This is a genomic window from Emticicia sp. SJ17W-69, assembly GCF_051209875.1.
Lineage (GTDB): Bacteria > Bacteroidota > Bacteroidia > Cytophagales > Spirosomataceae > Emticicia.
Genome location: NZ_JBNTQY010000001.1, coordinates 3,273,878 through 3,297,483, shown reverse-complemented (window position 1 = coordinate 3,297,483; position 23,606 = coordinate 3,273,878). Strand labels below are relative to the sequence as shown.

Annotated in this window: 22 protein-coding genes; 9 read left to right on the top strand and 13 right to left on the bottom strand. The window is 34.1% G+C overall.

Annotation, left to right across the window (positions count from 1 at the left end; genetic code table 11):
- Positions 1–51 precede the first annotated feature (51 nt).
- The 4 genes from ACQUQZ_RS13460 to ACQUQZ_RS13445 all read right to left on the bottom strand — a co-directional run bounded on the left by ACQUQZ_RS13460 (position 52) and on the right by ACQUQZ_RS13445 (position 3,022).
- Positions 52–621, bottom strand: a complete 570-nt coding sequence (locus tag ACQUQZ_RS13460; protein WP_435355516.1) for a MarC family protein — start codon at positions 619–621, stop codon at positions 52–54.
- Between the two features lie 91 nt (positions 622–712).
- The gene (locus tag ACQUQZ_RS13455) at positions 713–1,753 is read right to left on the bottom strand and encodes an aminotransferase class V-fold PLP-dependent enzyme (protein ID WP_435355515.1); all 1,041 of its coding nucleotides are present in this window, start codon (positions 1,751–1,753) and stop codon (positions 713–715) included.
- A 50-nt stretch (positions 1,754–1,803) separates the two neighbouring features.
- The gene (cdaA, locus tag ACQUQZ_RS13450) at positions 1,804–2,589 is read right to left on the bottom strand and encodes a diadenylate cyclase CdaA (RefSeq protein WP_435355514.1); all 786 of its coding nucleotides are present in this window, start codon (positions 2,587–2,589) and stop codon (positions 1,804–1,806) included.
- Positions 2,564–3,022 (bottom strand): GNAT family N-acetyltransferase, encoded by a 459-nt coding sequence (locus ACQUQZ_RS13445; RefSeq protein WP_435355513.1) that lies wholly within the window; start codon positions 3,020–3,022, stop codon positions 2,564–2,566. Before ACQUQZ_RS13445 ends, cdaA begins: the two co-directional genes overlap by 26 nt.
- A 548-nt stretch (positions 3,023–3,570) precedes the next feature.
- Between ACQUQZ_RS13445 and ACQUQZ_RS13440 the strand changes: the two genes are divergently transcribed.
- Complete coding sequence (locus ACQUQZ_RS13440; protein ID WP_435355512.1) at positions 3,571–5,928, top strand: ATP-binding protein; 2,358 nt, start codon at positions 3,571–3,573, stop codon at positions 5,926–5,928.
- Positions 5,929–5,990: 62 nt separating this feature from the next.
- Here ACQUQZ_RS13440 and ACQUQZ_RS13435 read toward each other — a convergent pair whose 3' ends face one another.
- From ACQUQZ_RS13435 to ACQUQZ_RS13410, 6 genes are all read right to left on the bottom strand, one after another.
- Positions 5,991–6,965 carry a glycoside hydrolase family 16 protein gene (locus ACQUQZ_RS13435; RefSeq protein WP_435355511.1) on the bottom strand — a complete coding sequence of 325 codons (975 nt, stop codon included), beginning with the start codon at positions 6,963–6,965 and terminating at the stop codon, positions 5,991–5,993.
- An 86-nt stretch (positions 6,966–7,051) separates the two neighbouring features.
- Positions 7,052–7,666 carry an IMPACT family protein gene (locus ACQUQZ_RS13430; protein ID WP_435355510.1) on the bottom strand — a complete coding sequence of 205 codons (615 nt, stop codon included), beginning with the start codon at positions 7,664–7,666 and terminating at the stop codon, positions 7,052–7,054.
- 50 nt (positions 7,667–7,716) lie between these two features.
- Positions 7,717–8,142 (bottom strand): hypothetical protein, encoded by a 426-nt coding sequence (locus tag ACQUQZ_RS13425; protein ID WP_435355509.1) that lies wholly within the window; start codon positions 8,140–8,142, stop codon positions 7,717–7,719.
- A 31-nt stretch (positions 8,143–8,173) separates the two neighbouring features.
- A complete protein-coding gene (locus ACQUQZ_RS13420; RefSeq protein ID WP_435355508.1) occupies positions 8,174–8,809 on the bottom strand; it encodes an oxidoreductase in 636 nt (211 codons plus the stop codon).
- A 100-nt stretch (positions 8,810–8,909) separates the two neighbouring features.
- The gene (locus tag ACQUQZ_RS13415) at positions 8,910–10,193 is read right to left on the bottom strand and encodes a type IX secretion system plug protein domain-containing protein (protein WP_435355507.1); all 1,284 of its coding nucleotides are present in this window, start codon (positions 10,191–10,193) and stop codon (positions 8,910–8,912) included.
- A 198-nt stretch (positions 10,194–10,391) separates the two neighbouring features.
- Positions 10,392–11,273, bottom strand: a complete 882-nt coding sequence (locus tag ACQUQZ_RS13410; RefSeq protein ID WP_435355506.1) for a DUF2911 domain-containing protein — start codon at positions 11,271–11,273, stop codon at positions 10,392–10,394.
- Between the two features lie 65 nt (positions 11,274–11,338).
- On the opposite strand from ACQUQZ_RS13410, the gene ACQUQZ_RS13405 reads away from it, so the two are divergent.
- Complete coding sequence (locus tag ACQUQZ_RS13405) at positions 11,339–11,869, top strand: NUDIX hydrolase (protein WP_435355505.1); 531 nt, start codon at positions 11,339–11,341, stop codon at positions 11,867–11,869.
- 64 nt (positions 11,870–11,933) lie between these two features.
- On the opposite strand, the gene ACQUQZ_RS13400 is transcribed toward ACQUQZ_RS13405, so the two are convergent.
- The gene (locus ACQUQZ_RS13400) at positions 11,934–13,574 is read right to left on the bottom strand and encodes a S8 family serine peptidase (RefSeq protein ID WP_435355504.1); all 1,641 of its coding nucleotides are present in this window, start codon (positions 13,572–13,574) and stop codon (positions 11,934–11,936) included.
- A 116-nt stretch (positions 13,575–13,690) separates the two neighbouring features.
- A complete protein-coding gene (gene mnmA / locus ACQUQZ_RS13395) occupies positions 13,691–14,815 on the bottom strand; it encodes a tRNA 2-thiouridine(34) synthase MnmA (RefSeq protein WP_435355503.1) in 1,125 nt (374 codons plus the stop codon).
- A gap of 212 nt (positions 14,816–15,027) precedes the next feature.
- Here mnmA and ACQUQZ_RS13390 point away from each other — a divergent pair, with 212 nt between their 5' ends.
- From ACQUQZ_RS13390 to ACQUQZ_RS13370, 5 genes are all read left to right on the top strand, one after another.
- Positions 15,028–15,630 carry an N-(5'-phosphoribosyl)anthranilate isomerase gene (locus tag ACQUQZ_RS13390; RefSeq protein WP_435355502.1) on the top strand — a complete coding sequence of 201 codons (603 nt, stop codon included), beginning with the start codon at positions 15,028–15,030 and terminating at the stop codon, positions 15,628–15,630.
- A 301-nt stretch (positions 15,631–15,931) separates the two neighbouring features.
- Positions 15,932–16,153, top strand: a complete 222-nt coding sequence (locus ACQUQZ_RS13385; RefSeq protein WP_435355501.1) for a PspC domain-containing protein — start codon at positions 15,932–15,934, stop codon at positions 16,151–16,153.
- Between the two features lie 89 nt (positions 16,154–16,242).
- Positions 16,243–16,737, top strand: coding sequence for a PspC domain-containing protein (locus ACQUQZ_RS13380; protein WP_435355500.1), 495 nt, complete (start codon positions 16,243–16,245; stop codon positions 16,735–16,737).
- Positions 16,738–16,822: 85 nt separating this feature from the next.
- Complete coding sequence (locus ACQUQZ_RS13375) at positions 16,823–17,824, top strand: LiaI-LiaF-like domain-containing protein (RefSeq protein WP_435355499.1); 1,002 nt, start codon at positions 16,823–16,825, stop codon at positions 17,822–17,824.
- Between the two features lie 82 nt (positions 17,825–17,906).
- Positions 17,907–19,097 carry a DUF4105 domain-containing protein gene (locus ACQUQZ_RS13370; protein WP_435355498.1) on the top strand — a complete coding sequence of 397 codons (1,191 nt, stop codon included), beginning with the start codon at positions 17,907–17,909 and terminating at the stop codon, positions 19,095–19,097.
- 46 nt (positions 19,098–19,143) lie between these two features.
- Here ACQUQZ_RS13370 and ACQUQZ_RS13365 read toward each other — a convergent pair whose 3' ends face one another.
- On the bottom strand, positions 19,144–20,493 hold the full coding sequence (locus ACQUQZ_RS13365) for a DEAD/DEAH box helicase (RefSeq protein WP_435355497.1): 1,350 nt from the start codon (positions 20,491–20,493) through the stop codon (positions 19,144–19,146).
- 172 nt (positions 20,494–20,665) lie between these two features.
- On the opposite strand from ACQUQZ_RS13365, the gene ACQUQZ_RS13360 reads away from it, so the two are divergent.
- Entirely contained in the window at positions 20,666–21,547 is an 882-nt protein-coding gene (locus ACQUQZ_RS13360; protein WP_435355496.1) for a carbon-nitrogen hydrolase, read from the top strand.
- Positions 21,548–21,658: 111 nt separating this feature from the next.
- Positions 21,659–23,572 carry an ABC-F family ATP-binding cassette domain-containing protein gene (locus ACQUQZ_RS13355; RefSeq protein WP_435355495.1) on the top strand — a complete coding sequence of 638 codons (1,914 nt, stop codon included), beginning with the start codon at positions 21,659–21,661 and terminating at the stop codon, positions 23,570–23,572.
- Positions 23,573–23,606: the final 34 nt, after the last annotated feature.

Sequence of the window (23,606 nt, the reverse complement as noted above, 5' to 3'; positions counted from 1 at the left end):
CCTACTCCGTTCAGTAATAGGAACGATTCAAAGAAAAACTTGAATAATATCTTATAACAAATTAGTCTTTATCAATTTAATTGAAATCGCAATCAAAATCATTCCAAAAACCTTGCGTAGGATATCAGCCCCTGTTGGGCCAAGAATCTTCTCAAGTTGCTGTGAGGTACGAAGTACTGTATATACAAAAAGCAAGTTTAGCAAAATTCCAACTACAATATTTTCTTCTTGATAAGCGGCTTTCAATGAAATAATGGTAGTCATTGTACCAGCTCCAGCAATAATTGGGAATGCCAATGGTACAATCGAAGTGGCCTTACTATTGGTCGTTTCATGTTTAAAAATACTTCTACCTAAAATCATTTCAAATCCTATCAAAAATAAGATTAATGCTCCAGCCACCGCAAAAGATTTGACATCTACACCAAATAAATTCAAAATGCTTATTCCCAAATATAGATAAGTGATCATTAAGCCTCCAGCTACTAAAGTCGCTTGTTCGGCATGAATACTACCTGCCTTTTTACGTAAATCAATGATTATTGGTATTGCTCCTAAAATGTCAATAACTGAAAATAAGATGATTGTCACAGATATAATTTCTTTGAAATCAAAGTTCATAGTTGTAAATGTTTAGGATGTTTATTTTTTCTAATTGTTCGATTTTGTAGCATTTGAAAGAAATATCTATTTACGATTAATTTATAAAAAATTATACTTCTTTTAGCAAATCTTTAAGTTTATCAAACTCCCAATCTTCAATCGCTGGGAAATTGGCAATTCTAAATGTCGTATCTTTCCATTCACCATAACCATTGCCTAATGTGATATTTTTTTCTTTGGCTTTTTGTTTTAAAGTTGAAATTTCGCTCTCTCGACCTTTGATGGCAATTACCGTTTCAGACCTTACTTCTTGATTTTTTATCAATAATTCTAGTGAAGTTTGGGTTTCAATAAACTCATAAAACTCCGTTGATCGAGCTTTTATTTTTTTGCTAATTGATTGAATATCAGGAACTTGTTGCATGACTCGCATCAGAAGATAAACTTCTAAAATGTTGGGCGTATATGGAGTTTGGTATTTTTGAAAGTTATCATGAATAAAAAGTAAACTATTATAATACTTTCTATCACCAATTGCATTCGCATGTTTCAATGCTTTTGGAGAACAAATCATAACTCCCATCCCAGCTGGTAAACCAAGACATTTCTGAACAGACGCTAACCAAATATCACCCAATTCCCAATCTAATTCAACGCCACCGAGTGAAGAAGTTACATCAATGGCAATAAGTGCATCCTTATTTTTTTTTAGAAAATCAATAGAGATTTGCGTGGCATTTGAAGTTTCATTTTGAGTAAAACAAATGACATCGCTCGCCGTATCAATGAGTTTTGTGGGATCTAATTTTTCTTGAAAATCAAATTTAGTAGAGGTAGTTTTTAAGTTTAAACGCTTGGCATAATCAAACCATTTTTCTCCAAAAGCACCATTAAAAACATGATGACTATTTTTTAATATAAGCGACTGATTGATGATTTCCCAACATTCTGTTGCTGAAGAAGTAAAGTAAACATAATAATCATCAGGAATCCCTTGTTTTTGTTTAAATAGCCGAATACATTCTTTCAACATATCCATAAAAGCCAAACTTCTGTGGTTTTGGCACAAAATTCCTTCATTCATGGCATCTTGCATATAAATTGCCACTTCTGGATACACTTTTGAAGGTCCTGGATAAAAAGTAATCATTTTAAAAGTTTTGAGTTCTGAGTGTTTCACTGAGAATTTTAACTCAGAACTCAAAACTCTTTTAGTAAATATTGTCTTAATTCTCTTTCTAATTCTGATGATGAAATAGTTTTTATATTTCCATCAATGGCCAAAGTAATTTTACCGTTTTCTTCTGAAATACAAATAGCGGCTGCATCGGTGGCCTCAGAAATCCCTAAAGCTGCTCTGTGACGAAAACCATAACTACTGGGAAGGTCTTCATTACTGGCAATTGGTAAAATGCAATGTGCGGCTTTTATCCGTCCGTTGGTGATAAGAACAGCTCCATCGCTCAAAAGGCTATATTGACTAAAAAGTGAAACTAAAAGCTTTTTAGATAATATTGCATCGACAATGTCTCCTGACTCTGCAAATTTACTTAAATCATCTTCTTTTTGGATGACGATAATGCCTCCTGTAAATTCATTAGACATTGTTTTTGCGGCATCTACAATTATTTTAATGGGGTATTTTCCTTCGTTATTTTCTTTATTACCAAGCAATTTATTAAAAAATTGATTGTTACTTAGTGTGGTGGACTTGCCAACTAATAGTAAAAAACGGCGAATTTCCTGTTGAAATAAAACAATCAGAGCGATAGCACCAACGCCCATGAAGTATTCTAAAATTCTTGTCAATAACTCTAAACCAATGGCCTTGACTATGAGATAAAAAAGGTAAATAAGTAGATAGCCCATAAAAACCCTACTGGCAACGCTACCTTTGACCAATTTATAAATATAGTATAACAAGAAAGCGACAAGTGTTATGTCTAACAGATCAGTCCATTTAATTTCTAAAAATCCTATTTGCATGCGAAAATTTCATTTTAAATTCAAATTCGGTTTCAAAATATACCTGAAAACCAGCATTTTCATAAAACCGTTTTGCTCTTGGGTTATTTTTTAAAACTTGTAATTCAATACTTTTTGACTTTGATTGTGCCTCATGAATGATTTCATTAAGTAAAAATTTTCCAAAACCTTGGTTTTGAAAGTCCTTATGAATCAAAATATTTATTATTTCAAATGAATAACTTTTTTCTTCAATTTCTAAATACCCAATTGCTTGGATATTTTGCATTTCATTCAGCTCAACTATTTGAATATTTGTATGATTAAATTCGTTGTGATAAGCTCTTTTCCCAGTAAAATAAAGCGAATCTGCATATTCTTTTATTGAAAATTGCTCTATTTTAAAAGTCAAATCAGCATCACTTTTTGTAGCTTTACGAAGAGAAATTTTCATTAGTAATTTTTAATGCTTTTAAATATACCAAGACCACGAATATAGTATATTTTTTTGTTTGGAACAATTATTGCGAAAATGATAGATACAAAAGTATGGATAATATGTTTTGCTCTGCTATTCATAGTTTATTGATTTTACGTTTTTTTTGTAGATTCATTTACGTTTTTTTTTCTATCAGAAAAGGATGGGATTTTTCAACATAAAATTATTAACTTTGCCACATAAATTCTTCATAATCAATGGGTCTATGATTTAATTTGTACATTTTGATTAATAATTGTGTTGAATTTTTAATCAAACTATTTCTTTGAATAATTGGTAAAACAATTGGGAAACACATATTAAATTTTATTTTTAAATAAAAAATCTTTGTTTTTTTATTTAAACTTTCATAAATTAACTTCGTTAATTAAAAATGTCCCATGAAGAAAATAATATTACAGTAGAGAATTACACCTTAACTCTAACCCAATTTAATAAAATAATATTTTCTTAAGTAATAAGTGAGATGATTTAATCTATACTCAGAATCAACGAATTTTACAATGGGCTTTTACAACATAAAAGATTGGTTTACTATACCTTTAAAATCCAGACACCTACAAGAGTTTGAAGAAGAACGATTAGAATTTCAGACAAAGGCAATCTTATTAGCACTAAAAATAGGTATCATTGGGGTTCCATGTCTTACTTTTATTGATATAATTGAATTAAAAAATGTTCTCCAACCTTTCTGGTGGTATTCTTATATTGCAGTACTTGGGATTACAGAGCTGCTTTTCCTCTTAATACACAGTAAAGTAAAACAATTGTCATCACCTGAACTATACGAAAATATTCATTCCTCTGTGAGAAATTGGATTTATTTTGGTGTAATCATGCTGACATTTATTCAATATTTTACAACTTTTGTTGCCAAAAACTATGGAACTGAATTCACCATACTTGCATTAGCATCTTCTTATTTCAATTTGTCTTTCCCACTTAATACTAAGGAAAGAATTTGGTATAATATTTTTTGTTTAGCTATCTTTTTTTTAGGATATTTTACGCTCGTACCCGCAAACGTCATTCTATTAGATACAATCATTGTTGTAGTAGCATTGAGTATTTTTTTGTTTTTTGTAGGACATTTTGTACATCATTGGCAATTGCTTCAATTTGCACATAATCGTCAGCTTGTTGATATCACAGAAGAACAAAATATCCAGCTTCGACGCTCGAATATGAATCAAAAGGATGTTCTCGAAGCCTTGTGTAAGGAAATGGGTATTACAATTGATAAAAATATAGATTTTGAAAATGCTGAAAGTTTGACTCTTCAAACTAAGGCGATTTTATTGAAGTTTACTGACTATAAGCAGCAACTACTCGAATCAACGGAAAGGTATCAAGACCTTTTTATGAATATTAATGATGGAGTGGCTATTGTTTCGGCATCTGGACAAATAATGGATGCCAATAAAACATATTTAGATATATTAGGTATTCCGAGGGACAAAATGCAAGAATATGACTTAGATAGAGTTGTACATCCCGACGACAAAGAACATTCAAATACCTATCTCAAAAAGCTTTTGACAGATGGATTTTATAAAAATTATGTTGGCAGAATAATAAGAGGCGATAATGAAGTTCGTTATATTGAAGTAAATGCCACTGCAATTGTAAAAGATGGTGTTTTTTTAGGCTCTAGGGATATTGTTAGAGATATTACTCATAGGAAACTTGCCGAACAAGAAATTGAAAATGCCCGAAATGCCGAAAAACAATTTTTGGCCAATATGAGTCATGAAATCAGAACGCCACTCAATGCTATTATTGGTATTACACACCTCCTTTATGATACAGAACCAAATAATCAGCAGCTTGAGTATTTGGATATTTTGAAAAACTCCTCTCAGTTTTTGCTCAATTTGATTTCTGATTTGCTCGATATAGCCAAGATGGATGCGGGTAAAATTAGCACCCACCCCAAAGATTTTGATTTAAAGGGCTTGTTGAGAACTATTCAGCAGACATTCCAAATGAAAGTTGGTGCCAGAGGCTTGGAGGTAGATTTTATGTTGGATGTACGCTTGGAACAGTTCTATCATGGTGATGAGACTTTAATGTATCAAGTTTTATTCAATTTATTGGGAAATGCAGATAAATTTACTGAAACTGGTCACATTGGATTGCAGGTAAAAGTATTGAAACAAACAGAAGAGGATACACTTTTTGAGTTTCAGGTGTTTGACACAGGTATTGGTATTCCTAACGATAAGCTGGATTTTATATTTAACAAATTTACCCAAATTTATGACAATAATAAAATAAAATCACCTGGTAGTGGTTTAGGGTTATCTATTTGTAAACAGATAGTGGAATTCTTGGGAGGAGATATTTGGGTAGAGAGTGTCGTTGGAGAAGGAACACAAGTATATTTTACTCTGAAATTAAAAAGAGTAAAGCCAAGCAAATATTCATTAGAAAGCCTTTTGCCAAAAGAAAATACCCCAAAAATAACTTATCGTGCGATTGAAGGTATGAAGGTTTTGTTAGTAGAAGATAATGCAATGAACCGTAAATATGCCTGTACACTTCTCGACAAATGGGTAATTAATTATGATGTTGCTTTTGATGGTTTAGAAGCTTTTCAAAAAGCTCAAACTAAAAAATACGACTTAATTTTAATGGATATTCAGATGCCAGTCATGGATGGCTATGAAGCTACTTTGAAAATTATTAATACTGAAAACCTAAATACCCAAACGCCTATTGTTGCATTGACGGCAAATGCTCTAACTGAGCAAAGAGAAAAAGCATTAGAATGTGGGATGGTTGAGATTTTGAGCAAACCTTTTACACCTATTCAATTAGAAGCGATTCTTTATAAATATTTAATGCTAAAAGTTGCATGATGCCTTGTTCCTAAAATATGTGTAATAGCTTTAGGAACAAGGCAAATTATATTCAATAATAATTACTGAAATACTCGTACATAATCAACTACTAAATATTGAGGGAAAGTCGTTGAACCATCTGGCTTTCCAGGCCAATCGCCTCCAACGGCTAAATTGATAAGTAAAAAATACTCTTCTTGAAATTCACTTAGCCCCGCAGGAGTTGTGTCAATAATATGATATTGCTTATCATCTAAATACCAAACAATTTTTTTAGCGTCCCAAACGATAGAAAAAACATGAAATTCGTCATTGAAAACTCCAGACACTAATTTTGTATTACCACCATATTGAGCATGGTTATTATTGTTATCCCAGTGAGCAGTACCGTATAACGTATTGTCTTTGTCATTTCCGCCAATCATTTCCATGATGTCAATTTCACCACATTTAGGCCAACTGACAGTCGTAATATTTTTACCCAACATCCATAAAGCTGGCCAAATACCTTGCCCTTTTGGCAAAGCAGCACGAATGTCAACTCTACCATATTTAAAGTTAAATTTTTCTTGGGTTGTTAATCTTGATGAAGTGTAATTTTGACTTCCAGCATTTTCTGTTTTTGCTTCAATCACTAAATATCCATCTTTTACTGCTGTATTTTCTTTTTTATAGTATTGCAGTTCATTATTACCCCAACCATTGTTGTTTCCCATTTCAAAATTCCAATACTTTTCATTGAGAGTTGTGCCATCAAATTCATCAGCCCATAATAATTTTAGATTGGAATAGCTTGTTGGAGTTGTATAGCCCTTGGTAGGAATGATTGATACTGGTGGTTTTATGACAACATCATTGTCATCATCAGAGTTGGATACGTAGCCGATTGGTTGCTCACAAGCTTCAAAACTTACTACTTTACTACCTTTTCCATCTCCATCAGCATCTTGATACCACATCTTTTTGTTGCAAGGCTCATCGCTTTTCGAACAAGAAGTATAGAATAATGCTATTGAAATTAAAAAGATAGCTGCATTAAAATTGAGATTTGTCATAGATTTGAATAGGTTTATGGCAATATAAGCAGTTTTTATGACCAATTGTTTTGAAAGAATTTTATTTCCTCATTTCCAGTTGCCTTCTAAACTGTAAATAAATATTCAATAGCAATATTATCAATTTTTTCGAACTTACCGATAACCTGATTGGTGATTGATTTTCTGAATTCAAGTTCCATAGAACATTGATTGTCGTAGGTTTGTTTACGTATTTTTAGACCAAATTCTTTGACAATTTTCATAATATCATTCATCTGTACAAATTCAAAATTTACATTATAGACCTCATTGACAGTTTTTTCAATGATATTTGCCTTAGCAAGGGCTTCGGCAGTAGCTGATTTGTAAGCATTTATCAAACCAGGCACACCGAGCAAAGTACCACCAAAATAACGAACAACCACAACCAAAACATTGGTTATTTCATGCGAAAGAAGTGTATTTAAGATAGGTTTACCTGCAGTTCCAGATGGTTCACCATCATCATTCACTCTGAAATTACTTTTATCAATCCCTAAGCGATAAGCATAGCAATGATGTACTGCCTTAAAATGCTCTTTACGGAGATTTTCTACCAAGTCCTTAACTTCGTTTTCGTGTTCAATTGGATATGCAAAAGCGAAGAACTTACTCCCTCTGTCTTTGAAAAGCCCTTCTGCTGGTGATTTGATGGTTTTATAAGTATCTTCAAAAAGCATGATTTAACGGAGGACGAATTTTCGAATTCGTTCATTAGGTCTATATAGTTTTATAAAGTCTTAAAAGTTTTAAATTTTTTCCAATGATAACCCTTTTCTGTTTGTGTTTCATCTTGCCATCCCTTATAGACAACGAACTGATTACTGGCATTAATCACATAGAAATAATCGCCAGCACCTGCCCACCAAGCTCCGCAAGCTGATAATGCTTTTTTTGGAATGCCTTTTGATGCGAAATCAACCTTTTCTATCAATTCAGCATTTCCCGTGATTTTTGAAATTTTTCTTATTTTATTGTTATAAGACAAACTAATATCAGCTGATGGATTACCATTGGCATCTTCAGGATATTGTTTGATGAAAAATTTTGTACTATTTAAAATAGCAACTTTTACCGAGGTTGTACTTGGAGTTTGTGCAAATAAAAAATTAGCGAGACTTGTTAAAAAGAAAGCAAGAATGACTCTTTTTTTCATGATTAGGTTAGTTTTAAAATAAAAAAAAAGTTTAATAGTTCTGCAAAGTACCCGATTCAAAAATATCTTTATTTTTTATGCCTTTTTGTGCCAATATGAGCATTGCTTCAGCCACTTTTTCACCTTTAATAGCTTGATATTTTTCAGGGATTAAAAAGCTAAATAGATTCATCAATTTTTCTCCAATTTTTTCTCCTAAACGAGGTTCTTCTCTTTCACCAATGAGCATCGAAGGACGAAAAATCAGTAGGGTAGGGTAGCGTAAATCGCTCAAAGCTTTTTCGATTTCTCCTTTTACTCGATTATAGTAAAACATTGATCTTTCGTCTGCACCCATGGCAGTTACGATAAGATATTGTTTAGCACCATTGACCAGAGCAGCTTTTGCTATTTCCAGTGGATATGTAAAATCTACTTTATAGAATGCTGGCTTTGAGCCTGCTTTTTTCATTGTTGTGCCTAAACAGCAAAAGACATCATCGGCTATGATTTTTGAAGTATCTAAATTATCAAAATCAACAACAATTTGTTCTAAATTTGGATGCTTTATTTCAAGAGGTTTACGAACTAAAACTTTGACTTTTGTGTAAAAATTACTCGCCAATAGTTTGATAGTAAGATGTTTACCTATTAATCCAGTTGCTCCAACAACTAATGCAGTTTTCATATTTTAATGTTTAATGAATAATTGATAATAATTAATTGAAAATTAAGAATTGAAAAAATAACTAAATTAAGAATTATCCATTAATTATTATAATTAAAATTTATCTTCTTTTGTTAAAGTCAATTACTCTATAGCCCACGATTTTTTCACAACGGGCCGTTACGGGACGATGATAAACAAAGATCTCATAAGTATTTTGTGTTTCGGCAAAATTACCTTCAAAATAAACTTCATCAGGAGGGTTATTGCCTTTTTGCACAACAAAATTATAATTATAAACCCCTTGTTTGAGTTGAATAGTGGTAGTATAACCACCAAAATCATTATCGTAAATCATTTCATTTCTTTTATCTAAACGCCAGTCGTTGAAACCACCGTTTACAAAGACCTTTTCGTCAGCTTCCAATTCATGTGTTTTTAATTGAAATGTTGTCTGAATATAATCAGCTTCAGTTTCGCCACTGCTTCCTTCACGGTTATCAATTACAAATGTTCCATCAAAATCATTCGCTTCAATAAATGCAAAATTACTTCTATTATTTTGTGGAGAAATCCAAATATCATCTTCTTTTCCTCGGTGAATTCGATCCACAAATAAACCTCGATTATAGGTGCTTCGAGCATCAAAAAAACGAAATTCATTTCCTGCAGGAAAAGTATTTTCATCGTCAAAAAAGCGAAATTCTAATTTTTTACTACCTTCATCCACGCTAAAAGGTTTTAAGTTTTTGGAGGTTTTATCCCAACGATAATTTTGTCGAATCATGATTTTTAACTCATCTCGTGGTGACATTAAAGAGTATCCTCCAAAACTTATATCAAAATCAAGTTGTTGGTGTGTTTTGTTTTTTGCGGGTGATTGTGCTTGCCGCACGCTTCCACTTACACCAACCCGATTTTCATAAACCATGAATCTTTTAGTAATAATTATATCATCTTTCTTGCGATCACGCCAAACTACCAATAAATAATTACCTGATAGTAGCATTTTAGGTATCTCAATTTTATAATGATAATAAGGCACTTTTGTGTTTTGAGAAACCCGATAATTATTGATAATCAAGTCATTATATTCGGGCATATATTCAATTTCCGATAAAACTGATTGTTTCCAATCCATTGTACAGCTTAGAATTCTGACATGAAATTGTTCGTAACTTGCTTTTAAATCATCAAATTCAAGCCAAAGATTTTTATTGTCCTGCAATTGGATTATGGGTGGATTTAAGTTTCGAGCGGCATCATTTGGTTCACCAACCAGCGGATAAAGCAGTACAGATTTTATATTTGGTTCGTAAGTAAAATCTTCAAAACGTAACTGTTTAGTTTGAGCTAAAAGCGACAAATCAATTAAAAAAAGAATTGCAAATAGTGTTTTTCGCATGAAATCAATTGTTTTTTCCAAAACTAACGAAATATTTTTCAAGATTGATATGAATTGTAAAATTGACCGCTCATAAAAAATCTCCAAGCCTTCGTCTTGGAGATTTTTGTTCTTTTGGTTCGGTGGTATCGGCTTCGCTTAGCCACCTAATATTATAGAAAGTCTAACTCAGAACTAATAATTTTGAACTCATAATTTTTATGATTTCTTTTTCTTTGGAGTTTCTACGGGTGCTGCTGGCATTGCTGGGATTTTTGCTTTAATGTCAGTAATACCTTTTTCGATGCCATCTTTGAAGAATTGGTAGCTGCTATCACCTGCTCCTAAAGCTTGTGCTTTTAAAGCAAAGCCCATTGCATCTGATGGTTTTCCAAGTTTATCTAAAATCTGTGCTTTAATCCAATTGTTGCGGAAACCTTCACGAAGAGCTAAAGATTTATCAACCAATCCCAATGCTTTGTTCAAGTCCATTCCTTTTTGTAACATGTAATCAGCAGCTTGTTGGAAAGTATTTGAAGCATCAGTGCTTTTTAGTGCTACTGCATTTTCAATGGCAGCCACATTGTCAACAGTGATTGCTAAAGAAACTTTGGTTTTTTCCCAAGAAATATTCATTGTTGTAGCGTCATCTTTGACATCAGTGAAGTCAATTGTAAAAGATTCAACAGTTGAAACATCTTGTGGACGAGCCATTACACGTAATACATCATCACTTGCTGCATAATTTTGCTCAGTGACATTCAAATTTTTACTAAAAATGATTGTCCAATTTGTTTGATTTGGAATCGACATGATTGCGTATTTGCCCGCTTTTAGTGTTTGGCCTTGTACCATAATATCGCCAGTAGTTTCAATTTTTGTAGCTCCATTGGCACCTGTGCGATAAACTTTGTCGAATGGAATCAATTTACCAAAAATTTCACGCCCTCGCAGTGATGGACGAGAATAGTCAATGGATATTTTAGAAACACCTACAACTTGTGAAATTGTAGCTGCTGGACTTGGGGCTGGGGTAACTTGTGCAAAAACAAAAGTGCTTGATAATAAGCAACTTAAAACAATTAGAAAGTTTTTTTTCATTTGGATTACTGATTTTGTTGATTGGTTGAACTAATTTTACTGCAAATCTACCCAAAAAATTGACTATGCACAGAATTCAACTCCTTGATTTGTTAAAAAAACAAAAAGGTTTCGATGAAAATGAAACCAAAATGATAGATGAAACGATTGAATTTGTGCAAACAAATGAAGATTGTTTCAAAAGAGAATTAAGTATTGGTCATGTAACTGGCTCGGCTTGGATTGTGGATAAATCTCGTCAATTTGTGTTACTTACACATCACCGAAAATTAAATAAATGGTTTCAGCCTGGAGGACATTGCGATGGTGATAGCGATGTATTAAATGTGGCTATGAAAGAAGCTATTGAAGAAACGGGCGTGGCTGATATCCAAGTACTTAGCGATGAAATCTTTGATGTGGATATTCATTTAATTCCTGAACGGAAAGGTATTGCCGCTCACTTTCATTACGATATTCGCTTTTTGTTTGAAGCTGATAAAAATATTCCTTTGGTAATTTCAGAAGAATCGAATGATTTAGCTTGGATTGGAATTGCAAAAGTTTCAGAATTGAATGATTCTGAATCAATAACAAGAATGGCGAGAAAGTTCTGAGTTCTGAGTCTTGAGTTCTGAGTTAAAAAAACTGTGAATATGTACTCCGAATTCAGAACTCTTTTCAGTTTTTAACAATTTTTGTCGTAAAACTGAGGTTTTCAGCTGTAACTTTCAAAATATAAACCGCTTGTGCTAAATCATCTTTAAAGATAGGCAAGGTGATTTTCTTTTCTTTTGAAGATAAATTCCAAACTGGTTTTCCTGAAATATCAACTAATGAAAATTCAAAATTTTGTCCTGCATCATCTTTCAATACCCAGACTTTGAGTCCTTGTGGGTCACTAAATGGATTAGGAAAAACAGCAACTTCTTGCCCTGATTTTTTTAATTCAGCTATTAAAACCTCTAATTCTGCTATTTCATAAGCCTTATCGAAATTGGGAATACCAAAGCCAACTCGGGTGTCTGGACTGTCATATTGGCTTGCTGAACGAATCAAATATTCACGCACTTGCATGTTTGTTAGCTTTGGGAATGCTTGCCAAAAGCTTGCAACAAATCCTGCCATCAAAGGTGATGAAAATGAAGTACCGCTACTTGTTCCCACTGTATTATTCGTATTTCCAACAATTGTACTTGCTCCTTGTGCCGATAATTCAGGTTTTACTCGTCCATCTGCCGAAGGCCCATAAGAACTAAAAGATGCAATATTTCGAGTACTTGAAACCGCCCCAACGGCAATAATTGAATCAGCATCAGCAGGAGTGCCGATATATTTCCAAGATGAAGAACCTTCGTTTCCTGCCGAAGCAACAACCAAAATGCCCGTTTGAGCTGCCCAATCGGCTGCTCGGGTGGCCAACGCACGGTCGCCATTCATATCTGAATACTTATAATCTTGTGCAGGATTATCAAAAACATTATAGCCTAAAGAAGTATTAATGACATCTACACCCACGCTGTCGGCCATTTCTGCACCGAAAAGCCAATTGGCTTCTTCACGTTTTGTTTCAGAGAAAACGTCCTCAGTTCTGAGTAATAGATAATTAGCTTTATAAGCGGTACCCACTATTCTACTATCTTCAAAAGCTGCCATACACGAAAGAACATTTGTGCCATGATTATGATCATTATAGACGTTTGCTTCATTGTCAACAAAATCCCATGTGCTTATTACTCTTTTTTCATTGAATAAATCTTTAAAAAATGTCAGTTGATTAGCATTCAAAAAGCCTGAATCCAAAACTCCAATTAGCATTCCTTCACCATGATAGCCTTTTTGGTGCATTTTATCAGCACCAAGCATAGCTAATTGTGTTTGTGAAAGCCCATTGTCGTTAATACCTTCTAATCCAAATTTATCTTTTGTAGTAGTTGTTTGATTATCAGAATTTTGTCGAGTATTACGGATATCGCCTCTGCCTTCTAAGCCTTTAACAAAGGTGAGCTTTAAGACTTTATCGAGTGTAATTGCGTCAGTCTCAATCAAAGCTCCATTTATCCAGCGTGATTTATATAGAACTTTTGCTCCAGTTTTGGCAATTTCATTTAAATAACTAGGATTGGGTGGCAAATCACGTTCTGTTACAGCAATATTTTGGTTAACTCTACGCTTAATGGAGCGGTCAGAAAGAAATTCTTTTGGACGTGAAACTGCGTATGGAGTGTTGGCCTTGTCCTTGAATAAGACTAAGTATTGATTTTGAGAAAATGCTTGAAAATGTATGGATATAAAAAGTAAAGCGAGTAAAATCTTTTTCATAAGCTACTGTTTGAATATTTTTATATTAACGAAGTTTATGGAAAAATCTTGTTTATTTGAGAAGTTTTGTAAAACAGAATGCCCTCCCCAAAATCGGGGAGGGTTGATGAGTGTTTTCAATTTGTCATAAAATCACCTTCTTGCTTAAAACTTTTCAAAATCCAGCCGCCACCTACAACATCATCTCCTTCATAAAAAACGGCTGCTTGTCCAGGAGCTATTCCACTTACTTGTTCGTGAAATAATACCTTCATTTTATTGCCTTCTTGCATGATTTGTGCTGGTGAGCCATCATGTTTATAACGCACTTTGGTAGTAGTTTCAAGTGGATTTCCTTCTAAGTTGGCATATTTTTGCATGACTAATTTTCCAACCATCATGCCGTCTCTATCTAGATCTGATTCTTTTCCCAATACGACTTCGTTCGTATCTTTTCGAATTTCAGTCACATAAACGGGACTTCCAAAAGCCATTCCAAGTCCTTTTCTTTGCCCGATTGTATAAAAAGGATAACCTTCATGTTTACCCAGAACTTTTCCATCTTGAGAAACAAAATTCCCTCCCCTTACTCTTTCTTCTAAGCCTTCTATTCGATGTTTCAAGAAACCTCGGTAGTCATTATCTGGTACAAAGCAGATTTCGTAAGATTCTTTTTTGTTAACCAGATCAAAAAGTTCTCTTTCAGTAGCCATTTCTCGAATCTCCGATTTTTTCAAATGACCCAAAGGTAATTTTGTGCGAGAAAGACTTTCTTGCGAAACACCCCAAAGTACATAACTTTGGTCTTTCCATGAGTCAGTTCCTTTTGAAATGATGAAACGAGAGTTTTCTTCTCGAAGATTGGCATAATGTCCGGTTGCAATAAATTCACAACCTAATTTATCAGCACGGCGAAGCAAGGCGTCCCATTTAATATGCGTATTGCACAAAACACATGGGTTTGGGGTGCGACCTTCCAAATATTCACCCGTGAAATGGTCAATGACATAATCACCAAATTCTTCTCGAATATCTAATATATAATGTGGGAAACCTAAATTGACGGCAATGTTTCTTGCGTCATTGATGGAGTCGAGGCTACAACAGCCTGTTTCTTTTTTACTACCACCCGAAGAAGCATAATCCCAAGTTTTCATGGTCATGCCGATCACTTCGTAGCCTTGTTCGTGGAGCATTACTGCCGCCACTGAACTGTCAATACCGCCACTCATGGCGACTAAAATTCGTCCGTGTTTGCTCATTTTTTACTGCGTTGGTTCAATGCCAACCGTTTTTGTTATTGAAATCTGTAAGGTTTTTCAATCCTTGCAGGTTTTGAAATAAAAATTTAGTACAAAAATAGCTAACAGAATTTGATAATGAATAGTTCTGAGGTAATTTTGAGTCTTAGAATTTTGGATTATTGAAAAAGATAAATCGCCAATCCAAAATCGTAAATCGTAAATTCAAGATAATGGCTTTAAAAACACTCGTAAAAGTAAGTAATATCACCAATTTGTCAGATGCTCGTTATTGTGCTGGAATGGGGGTAGAGATGATTGGATTTGTGATGGATAAACATTCAGCAGATTATATTTCACCTGATAAGATGAAAGAGATCAAATCTTGGGTGGCTGGAGTTTTGACAGTAGGAGAGACTCAAAGTGGTGATTATGAAGAAGTAAAGACTTTGGTTCAAGATTATGAAATTGATATTCTACAAATTGCAGATGCTTCACTTTTACCACATATATCAGATTTGAGTAAACCGATCATTTTGAAACTTGATTTTGATAGTGCTTATTTTGAGGATTATTTAGAACGATATAATCAATTTGTTGAGTTTTTTTTGGTAGATGGGGGAGAGTTATCAGATTTTGCTCGCTATACATTAAAAGAATATGCTTTTAATTACCCAATTGTTTTAGATTTTGGAATTACTGTCGAAAATATCAACGAGCTTTTAGATGAAATGCACTTGAAAGGAATCGCTCTAAAAGGTACAAATGAACTTCGTCCAGGCTCAAAAGATTATGATGATTTGAGAGATATTCTCGAAAACATAGAAATTGATTAAGTTTTTGATCAATTTCTATGTTTTGAAACATTTTGTTGCAGATTTATTTTGAATATGCTATTTGGCTTTTCACTATTGGCAACAATTTGTTTCAATTATTACCAAATTTCACCCTTTATTTTCGCCACTCAACCTCAATTTTCCAAAACCTTCATCAAAAAAATCCCTTTGACATTATTTTTTTCCATTCATGTAGTTTGCTATACATAGTACCGTCTTTCACCTATATCTTTGTTTCATAATCACAGCGAAAGTGGTTAATTAAAAAGAAAAAAACAAACATATAAACAATATTAAGACAATGGAAAAGCGATTATTTAGAATCAAAAGTAATAAAATGATTGGTGGCGTAGCTGCTGGTTTAGCTGAATATTTTAATTTAGATGTAACTTTGGTACGTGTGTTGTTGGTAGCTGCATTTTTTGCTCCAATCCCTGCTGTTATACCTTACATCGTTCTTTGGATTGTGATGCCAACTAAAGAATCACAGATGGCAAGAATTAATTATTCTCAAACTAATTAATAAAGAATATAGGTTACTGGTTTATGTTTAATTGCTTATAAATAGCGTTTTATAGCCAGTAACCAATCAACTAATATCTAATTACTATTATGGAAAAGCGATTATATAGAATAAAAAACCGTCAGTCGATGCTCGGAGGAGTTTCACAAGGTTTAGCCGAATATTTTAACATTGATGTTACACTTATTCGTGTAGTTTTTGTACTATTGTTTTTTACACCGTTTCCAGCAGGTATTAGCTATATTATATTATGGGCGGTATTACCAACCAAGTATGAATTTGGCTTTGCAGGCGTGGCCGATTCGCAAGATTTTAACTCAAACGATAACATAAATTTTCAAACCTCAAACTCTACTAACATGAGCAGACACAATCAAAACAACAATTTAGTGGGAGGAGCAGTCCTCATCATTCTTGGTATTATCTTTTCGTTCAAAACATTTTTCCATATTAATCTATGGCATTATATTGGACAAATGTGGCCTTTAATTTTGGTTGGATTGGGTGTGTGGCTCATTGTAAGAGATCGGAAAGATGATAATTTTACAAATTTCACTAATAACGACACTTCTTCAAACTTATAAATCCTCTTAAACCTGTAAGGTCTTGAAACAGTGCGACGCTTCGCAGACCTTACAGGTTTTTCTTGGATGATAAATTATAGATAAAATGGACAGAAAAGGTAATATTTTTTGGGGAATCGTACTCGTTGTAGTGGGTTTTCTGTTTCTTGGGACCAACTTGGATTGGTTTCATTTAGACTGGTCGTTTCGACAAATCGCTCGTTTTTGGCCTTTAATGCTTATTGCAGCGGGTGCTGCTGCCTTCTTTAATCATAAGAAAAGCGTATATAATGCAACGTCGGCTTTATTAATTGCTTTTGCTATCCCTTTGGGGCTTTATACATGTGTTGATGATGGTGTGCGTGATTTCAAAGACGATGTAAACGATGGAATCAATATCGACATTGATGATTTTGATGATGATGACGAGGATGATTCATATTCAAAAACTGATACTATTTCGGGTGATAGAAACAAACAATATTTTGCAGTTGAAATGACACCTGAAGTAAAAGAAGCAACTTTGAATTTGAAAGGTGGTGCTGCGGAATTTGATTTAGAAGAATCGAACAATCGACTATTTGAAGCAACAACTTTATTGCAGTTTAAAGGTGGCTATACTTTAGAGGAAGAAAAAACCACCGATGGAAAAGTAATAGATTTTAGTATGAAAGATAAGAAAAATGGTAATTTTCATTTCGATGGTGATAATAAAGGGAATGATGTATTGTTAAAACTTTCAACTGCTCCCATTTGGACTATTGATATGGGTATTGGTGCTGGCGAGGTTGACTTTGATTTAAGTAACTATAAAGTCAAAAAGTTAAACCTTGAAACTGGAGCTGCTTCAATTGATCTAAAATTTGGAGATAAACAGGACAACGTGGAAGTTGATGTAAAATCAGGCGTTGCCGAAGTTAAAATTCATGTACCAGAAAGCGTTGGTTGTGAAATCAGAATGGATGGAGCTCTGAATGCCAAAGATTTTGATGATTTTGAGAAAGTAAGAGCTGGCGTTTGGCAAACAAAAGGCTACGATAAAGCGACAAAAAAAATCACTTTAGATGTAGAAAGCGGCCTATCTTCTTTGAAAGTAAATCGTTATTAAACTCTTAATATTGCTTAAATAATCCTTACAGGTTTTCAAAACCTGTAAGGATTTATTACATTTGCAGAAAACCCTATTCTGCATGAAAAAAGCCTTCATTTTTACATTCTTTTCAATATTTTCTTTTCAAATTTTCGCCCAAACTTTATCTCCTAATGCTAAAATTAGCTTGTTGACAGTTTCTCCTGGGGCAGAATTATACTCCACTTTTGGACACAGTGCTTATCGAATCAAAGATCCATTACAAGGACTTGATGTTGTTTTTAATTACGGAGCATTCGATTTCCGTACACAAGGATTTTATATAAAATTTTTGAGAGGAACATTGCCTTATCAAATCAGCGGTAATTATTTTGAAAATGAAATCACAGGCTGGACGCAAGAACAAAGATATGTAACAGAACAAGTTTTGAATCTTTCACAAGCCCAAAAACAAGGAGTATATGATTTCCTTCAAACCAATTATTTGCCTGAGAATAGAGAATATGCTTATAAATTTTTCTACGATAACTGCTCGACTCGTCTGCGAGATGTTCTGAAGAAAGTATGTAAAGATAGTCTTACATTTTCAAAAACACTTCATGCTGATAGTTCATACCGTCAATGGATAGATATTTATGCAAGAAAAAATGAGAAATTATGGGCAGATTTTGGAATGGATTTAGCCATTGGTGAGCCATCTGACGAAATCACAGGGGCAAATGGAGCGATGTTTTTGCCTGATAATTTGAGCGATGCTTTTGATAATGCTAAAATTCAAAAAGACAGTACATGGCAACCACTTGTTTTGGCCAAAATAGAATTGAATAGAGGAATGATGCCTGTCATTGTGAAAGAGAAAGAACTAATTACGCCTAATATGTTCTTTTGGACGTTCTTCTTTTTAGTGCTTGGATTTACTATTTATCAATTCAAAAAGACAAAAAATAGTTTTATTTTTGATAAAATATTCTTCACCATCGCTGGGATTTTTGGTTGGTTTATCTTTTTACTTTGGTTTTTTACTGATCATGGTGTAACCGAAAATAACCTCAATATCATCTGGACATACCCACTTTTATTTCCAATTGCTTTACTTTTGAAAAAACAAAACAGTCGTTCATGGTTATCAAAGCATTTTCTTGCCTATGGAATCATTCTTGTTTTGTTCTTGATTTGTTGGAAGTTCTTCCCACAAGAAATTAATTATTCGCTGATTCCAGTAGTACTTGCTTTGGCAGTGAGAGCATTTTATGTTTGGTGGAGATTGCGAAAAAAATTGACTTCATTTTGAGTTTAGATTTGACAACTTTACAAAAGTTGTCAAATCTTGAAAAATTTCACCCTTTTCCTCCACCATTACCATACCATTTCTTTTTTGGTTTGCTTGAACCTTGTGCAGGGGCAGCATTATTGGGTCTTGGATTATTATTGGCTCTTGGATTTGCGTTTGCAGTTGTATTTGGTCTCGAACTTGTTTTTTGATTATTATTAGGTCTGCCACCTCTCCCTTGTGGCTTTTGCACTTGTGGCGGAGGAACAGAATAATTAGGTTTAATTGCAAAAGGATGTTCTTCAACTACTGGAATTTTTTTGCCAATTAATCTTTGAATATCTTTCAAATACGCCAATTCTTCATCCTCACAAAACGAATAAGCAGTGCCATTGGCTCCAGCACGTCCAGTACGACCTATGCGATGCACATACGTTTCTGGTATATTCGGAATCTCGAAGTTTACTACGTGAGCCAATTCATCTACATCAATGCCACGAGCGGCAATATCAGTTGCTACCAAAACACGGGTTTCTTTACTTTTAAAGTTGGTTAATGCTCTTTGACGAGCATTTTGAGCTTTATTTCCGTGAATCGCCTCAGCTTTTATTTGATGGCTCAATAACATTTTTACAACTTTATCTGCTCCATGTTTGGTTCGAGTAAAAACCAAAGCAGTTTCCATGTTTTTGTCTTTCAGAATTTGCAATAAAAGAGCATTTTTATCTTTTTTATCAACATAATATAAAAACTGATTGATTGTATCTGCCGTAGAAGAAACAGGCGTAACGCTTACAGAAGCTGGATTATCTAAAATCGTTGAAGCCAATTTAACGATTTCATCGGGCATGGTTGCCGAGAAAAATAAAGATTGGCGTTTGGCAGGCAAAAGTTTTATCAGACGTTTTACATCATGCACAAAACCCATGTCAAGCATACGATCTGCTTCGTCTAAAACAAACATTTCGAGTGCTGATAAGCTAATAAATCCTTGCGTAATCAGATCAAGTAAACGACCTGGAGTTGCCACCAAAATATCAACGCCATTATGGAGTTCATCGGTTTGTTTTCCTTGTTTTACTCCACCAAAAATGACGGTATATTTTAGGTCTGTATTTGCACCATAAGCCTCAAAACTTTCACCAATTTGAATGGCTAATTCACGAGTTGGTGTAACAATTAACGCTTTTATTTTCCTTCTACCTTTACGAAACTCAGTATTTTGATGTAATTTTTGTATAATTGGAATAGCAAAAGCCGCTGTTTTCCCTGTGCCAGTTTGAGCACAACCCAAAAGGTCTCTACCTGATAAAATAATTGGAATAGCTTGTTGTTGAATGGGTGTTGGAGTTGTGTAACCTTCGGCAGCAAGTGCGAGCTTGATAGGCTCAATAAGATTCAGTGATTCAAATGACATAAATGATGATTTTGTTAGTCCTAACAAATAGGATTTTACAAAGGTACTCCTTTTTTCTTAGTAAATAATCAATTCAAGATTGGGGGCTTATTTTAACAATAACTAATAATTCTACATTCTACATTCTACATTCTTCATTAAAGGCAGTATCTTTGTCAAAAAATAGAGATTTATGCGGAAAGTAAATATTGGATTAGTACAAATGTCATGTTCAGCGGACGTAGCTGAAAATACCCAAAAAGCAATTAAAGGAATCAAAGAAGCAGCCCAAAAAGGTGCAAATATCGTTTGTTTACAAGAACTTTTTTCGTCACTTTATTTTTGTGATGTAGAAGACCATGCTAATTTCAATTTAGCAGAAGCCATTCCTGGCCCCACTACTGATTTACTTTCAACAGTTGCCAAAGAAAATAATGTAGTAATCATTGCATCATTGTTTGAAAAACGTGCTGCTGGACTTTACCACAATACAACAGCCGTACTTGATGCAGATGGGAAATATTTGGGGAAATACCGCAAAATGCACATTCCAGATGACCCAGGTTATTACGAAAAGTTTTACTTTACGCCTGGAGATGCCTCGGCAGATGATTTAGGTTATAAAATTTTTGAAACAAAGTTTGGTAAATTAGGTGTGTTGATTTGCTGGGATCAATGGTATCCTGAAGCTTCACGCATAACAGCATTGATGGGTGCAGAAATTTTGTTTTACCCAACTGCGATTGGTTGGGACACCAACGAAAAAGAAGCTTCGGCAAATGTTGAACAATATAATGCGTGGCAGACAATCCAACGCAGCCACGCAGTGGCAAATGGGCTTCATGTAGTATCAGTAAATAGGGTAGGGCGAGAAGCTGACCAACAATTTTGGGGTGGAAGTTTTGTAGCAAATCCTTTTGGAAGTTTATTATATTTAGCTTCGCATGATAAAGAGGAGGTTCATGTGCAAGAAATTGACTTAGATTTAACCGAAAAATACCGTACTACTTGGCCATATCTGCGTGACAGAAGAGTTGATAGTTATGGGCCGATTTTGAAACGGTTTATTGATTAAAGTGTAGCACAATTTTTTAAATTGTGCAATCAATCAAAATTTACACAATTTGGAATCGGAGTTGCGGACAACTTGTGCTACAAAAAATTTATCATTATAAATTAATATAAAGTGCTTACAATCAGTAATTTATCATTTTATTTTGGCGGAAGACCAATTTTTGACGGAGCAAATTTACAGATTAAACCAAAAGACAAAATCGGTCTGATTGGTTTGAATGGAATGGGGAAATCTACGTTGCTGCGTTTGATTGTTGGCGAATATCAACCTGATGCAGGGAGTATTTCAAAAGCTGGAGATTGCTCTATTGGCTTCTTGAACCAAGATTTACTTTCGTATCAAACCCAAGATTCGATTTTGCAAGTAGCAATGCAGGCTTTTGAGCGTGAAAACTATTTGCAGCAAGAAATTGACAAAGTTTTACACGAAATGGACGTCAATTATCGTGATGAACTGGTTGATAAATTAGGGCATTTGCAAGAAGAGTTTGACCATTTGGGAGGCTATACAATTCAATCAAAAGCAGAGGAAATCTTGGAAGGTTTAGGTTTTAAAACCGAAGAATTATCAAAGCCATTGAAAGAATTTTCTGGAGGTTGGCGTATGCGTGTAATGTTGGCAAAATTACTTTTACAAAAACCCGCACTTCTTCTGCTTGATGAGCCTACCAACCACTTGGATTTGCCTTCGATTCAGTGGGTTGAAAAATACATTTTAAATTACGAAAATGCTGTTGTGGTTGTTTCTCACGATAGAGAATTTTTAGATAATGTGTGTAATACTACTGTTGAAGTTACTGGTGCAAAATTGGTTTCTTATTCAGGGAATTACTCTTTTTATGTTGAAGAAAAGGCATTGCGTAGCGAAATTCAGAAAGGAGCTTATGAAAATCAGCAGGCACAAATACGTCAGACTGAGCGTTTTATTGAGCGTTTTAAAGCTAAAGCTACCAAAGCCCGACAAGTACAGTCGAGAGTGAAGGCACTCAATCGAATGGATATCATTGATGATGTAATTGATGCCACAGCAAAAGTGCATTTCAAATTTAAATTTGGTGTAAATCCTGGCAGAAATGTATTTTCGTTAGAAAATGTAAGCAAAGCTTATGGCGAAAAAGTGATTTTAAAAAATACAACTGCCATTATTGAAAGAGGCGATAAAATCGCCCTTATTGGAGCAAATGGTAAAGGGAAATCAACTTTATTAAGAATCATTGCTGGAGATGAAAATGTAGTTGGCGAACGTAAATTAGGACATAATGTTAATTTCTCGTTTTTTGCTCAGCACCAAATGGAATCTTTGCATTTAGAAGAGACCCTTTTAGAAGAATTGAAATATGCTGATGGGGGAAAGTCAGATACTGAGCTGCGTTCGGTTTTAGGTTGCTTTTTATTCAACGGCGAAGATGTATTCAAGAAAATTAAAGTACTTTCGGGAGGTGAAAAATCAAGGGTTGCTTTGGCAAAAGTGTTGATTTCAGAAGCCAATTTCTTATTGCTTGATGAACCTACCAATCACTTGGATATGCAGTCGGTCAATATTCTGATTCAAGCACTTGACCAGTATGAAGGTACTTATGTGGTTGTTTCACACGATAGACACTTTGTAAGTCAAGTTGCCAACAAAATTTGGTATATCGAAGATTATGAAATCAAAGAATATCCTGGAACGTATGATGAATTTGAACAATGGCAAGAGGATAATAAAAAGGCTATAATCAATAGCCCACAAGTGCCAACTCCCGCAAATACGCAATCTGCTAAAAAAGCTGAAACAACTGTTAATAAACCAGTAGCAAATGCAAATTTGATTAAGAAACTTGAGCGTGAAGTGGCTGAAATAGAAACAAAAATTACTGATTTAGAGCATCAAATGGCTCATTTAGAAGGACAATTAGCTGACCCCAATATTTTTAGAGACAATCATGCCTTGCAAAAAACAAATAGCGATTATGAAGTTGTAAAACTTGAATTGAAGAAAATGAATGATTTATGGGAAGCCAAAATATTAGAAATGGAGGGCTGAAAAAGTTTTTATTAAAAGCGTCCTTTAATCTAAA

Coding starts and splice junctions, on each gene's coding strand:
- ACQUQZ_RS13400 (WP_435355504.1), bottom strand. CDS start 13,574: ATGAAAAAGATTTTACTCGCTTTACTTTTTATATCCATACATTTTCAA.
- cdaA (WP_435355514.1), bottom strand. CDS start 2,589: ATGCAAATAGGATTTTTAGAAATTAAATGGACTGATCTGTTAGACATA.
- ACQUQZ_RS13425 (WP_435355509.1), bottom strand. CDS start 8,142: ATGAAAAAAAGAGTCATTCTTGCTTTCTTTTTAACAAGTCTCGCTAAT.
- mnmA (WP_435355503.1), bottom strand. CDS start 14,815: ATGAGCAAACACGGACGAATTTTAGTCGCCATGAGTGGCGGTATTGAC.
- ACQUQZ_RS13385 (WP_435355501.1), top strand. CDS start 15,932: ATGGAAAAGCGATTATTTAGAATCAAAAGTAATAAAATGATTGGTGGC.
- ACQUQZ_RS13365 (WP_435355497.1), bottom strand. CDS start 20,493: ATGTCATTTGAATCACTGAATCTTATTGAGCCTATCAAGCTCGCACTT.
- ACQUQZ_RS13435 (WP_435355511.1), bottom strand. CDS start 6,965: ATGACAAATCTCAATTTTAATGCAGCTATCTTTTTAATTTCAATAGCA.
- ACQUQZ_RS13415 (WP_435355507.1), bottom strand. CDS start 10,193: ATGCGAAAAACACTATTTGCAATTCTTTTTTTAATTGATTTGTCGCTT.
- ACQUQZ_RS13455 (WP_435355515.1), bottom strand. CDS start 1,753: ATGATTACTTTTTATCCAGGACCTTCAAAAGTGTATCCAGAAGTGGCA.
- ACQUQZ_RS13445 (WP_435355513.1), bottom strand. CDS start 3,022: ATGAAAATTTCTCTTCGTAAAGCTACAAAAAGTGATGCTGATTTGACT.
- ACQUQZ_RS13410 (WP_435355506.1), bottom strand. CDS start 11,273: ATGAAAAAAAACTTTCTAATTGTTTTAAGTTGCTTATTATCAAGCACT.
- ACQUQZ_RS13370 (WP_435355498.1), top strand. CDS start 17,907: ATGAAAAAAGCCTTCATTTTTACATTCTTTTCAATATTTTCTTTTCAA.
- ACQUQZ_RS13430 (WP_435355510.1), bottom strand. CDS start 7,666: ATGCTTTTTGAAGATACTTATAAAACCATCAAATCACCAGCAGAAGGG.
- ACQUQZ_RS13440 (WP_435355512.1), top strand. CDS start 3,571: ATGGGCTTTTACAACATAAAAGATTGGTTTACTATACCTTTAAAATCC.
- ACQUQZ_RS13360 (WP_435355496.1), top strand. CDS start 20,666: ATGCGGAAAGTAAATATTGGATTAGTACAAATGTCATGTTCAGCGGAC.
- ACQUQZ_RS13390 (WP_435355502.1), top strand. CDS start 15,028: ATGGCTTTAAAAACACTCGTAAAAGTAAGTAATATCACCAATTTGTCA.
- ACQUQZ_RS13420 (WP_435355508.1), bottom strand. CDS start 8,809: ATGAAAACTGCATTAGTTGTTGGAGCAACTGGATTAATAGGTAAACAT.
- ACQUQZ_RS13405 (WP_435355505.1), top strand. CDS start 11,339: ATGCACAGAATTCAACTCCTTGATTTGTTAAAAAAACAAAAAGGTTTC.
- ACQUQZ_RS13380 (WP_435355500.1), top strand. CDS start 16,243: ATGGAAAAGCGATTATATAGAATAAAAAACCGTCAGTCGATGCTCGGA.
- ACQUQZ_RS13460 (WP_435355516.1), bottom strand. CDS start 621: ATGAACTTTGATTTCAAAGAAATTATATCTGTGACAATCATCTTATTT.
- ACQUQZ_RS13375 (WP_435355499.1), top strand. CDS start 16,823: ATGGACAGAAAAGGTAATATTTTTTGGGGAATCGTACTCGTTGTAGTG.